This window comes from Sphaerisporangium sp. NPDC049002 (genome assembly GCF_040649355.1).
Classification (GTDB): Bacteria; Actinomycetota; Actinomycetes; order Streptosporangiales; family Streptosporangiaceae; genus Sphaerisporangium.
Genome location: NZ_JBEZFH010000449.1, coordinates 1 through 1451, shown reverse-complemented (window position 1 = coordinate 1451; position 1451 = coordinate 1). Strand labels below are relative to the sequence as shown.

2 protein-coding genes and 1 pseudogene are annotated in these 1451 nt (G+C 68.2%); all 3 read left to right on the top strand.

The window, feature by feature from the left end; genetic code table 11:
• Nucleotides 1–328: pseudogene (locus AB0B89_RS36430) on the top strand (hypothetical protein); the annotation flags it as partial.
• A 226-nt stretch (nucleotides 329–554) separates the two neighbouring features.
• A complete protein-coding gene (locus AB0B89_RS36425) occupies nucleotides 555–1061 on the top strand; it encodes a hypothetical protein (protein WP_358562353.1) in 507 nt (168 codons plus the stop codon).
• Nucleotides 1062–1185: 124 nt separating this feature from the next.
• On the top strand, nucleotides 1186–1451 hold a 266-nt coding region (locus AB0B89_RS36420; RefSeq protein WP_358562350.1), incomplete at its 3' end, for a PHP domain-containing protein.

Here is a 1451-nt window from a genome sequence, read left to right as displayed (position 1 = left end):
CCGAGGGCCACTCGACCCGCCCGCCGTCCCGCTTCACCGAGGCGTCGCTGGTCAAGGAGCTGGAGGATCGCGAGATCGCGGCGACCTGAACCCGAGCACCAGGGAGACCCGCGACGTGCGGTGGCTCACCGCCGCGCAGCTGCAGGAGCTGGCCGACCGGACGGTGGCCTACGCCCGCGGCTCGATCAGCACGGCGGAGTTCGAGGCCAACCCGGGTATGGAGCCGGTGTGGGTGCAGTGGTACGTCGCCGCCGGCGTCGTCACCTGCGCCCTGGAGGATCTCGACCTCATCGACACGGTGGCCGCTGCGTCCTGGGGCAGCATGTAGCCCTAAGTAGAGGCAGTATCAGTACGGCGGGACGAGCGACCCGGCCGAGAGGAGATGCCATGGAAGCGCCACAGCCACCCCCGCCGCGCTGGCCGTGAACGGTAAAACCGAAGGTAGAACGCCCTGTGGACCAGTCCCCGCGATCGTAGGGGGCTGGTCCACAGCCCTAAGTGCATGTAGTATGGATGCATCGGAGCGAGCGACCCCGACCAGCCTGGAGGTACGTATGACCACCATTCCGATTGAGCAGTTCGTCACCGGCGACGCTGCTGTATGCCGCGCCAGCGAATACGTCGACCACCTGGAGCGGCTCCTTGAGTCTCTCGACGGGACCAGCGTCGCCAGTACCGTCCACCTGCTCACCGAGGCCGCCCGGCTCTACCTGGAGCAGGCCGCCGCGAACGAGACTCACCCGCCCACCCACCAGGGCGCTTTTGAGCTGGCGCGCCGGGACCTGATCGAACTCAACACCGCCTTCTACATGCGCCTGAAGCCTGGGCAGCGTACGGAGCTGGCCATTGAGCGGGGATTCAAGCACGCCGGCCACGTGGAGTGGCAGGAGCGCACCCAGCCCGCGTTGGTGTTCTGGCTGAACAACGCCTACCCCTACAGCCTGCGCAAGGCCAAGATTCAGGCCCGAGCCATGATTCGGGCCGGCCTGGAGAGGGAGGCGTGCGACCTGCTGCTCTCCGTCGCCGACGACTCCGATGGCCGCGCCGTAACCGCTGGCTGACCCCGCCCTCGCCGAACGCGAGAGCGACCTGCAGGTGCAGGCCGCTCTCGCCGAGGTCGACCCTAAGGGGTGACGCATTCGACCCTGTCTCGGAACGAGCGGCCCGGGACCACCAGGAGGACCCATGAGCTTTGCGCACCAGCACGTCCACACCGAGTACTCGATGCTGGACGGCGCGGCCCGGCTGGGGCCGTTGACCCAGGCGGCTGCCCAGCTCGGCATGCCTGCGCTGGGGATGACCGACCACGGGAACATGTTCGGCGCCTACGACTTCTACAAGGCGGCGACCAAGGCCGGGGTCAAGCCGATCCTGGGGATCGAGGCCTACGTCGCGCCCGAGTCGCGCCTGCATAAGGAGCCCGTGTTCTGGGGCGCCCGTCACCAGAGGTC

Coding starts and splice junctions, on each gene's coding strand:
- AB0B89_RS36425 (WP_358562353.1), top strand. CDS start 555: ATGACCACCATTCCGATTGAGCAGTTCGTCACCGGCGACGCTGCTGTA.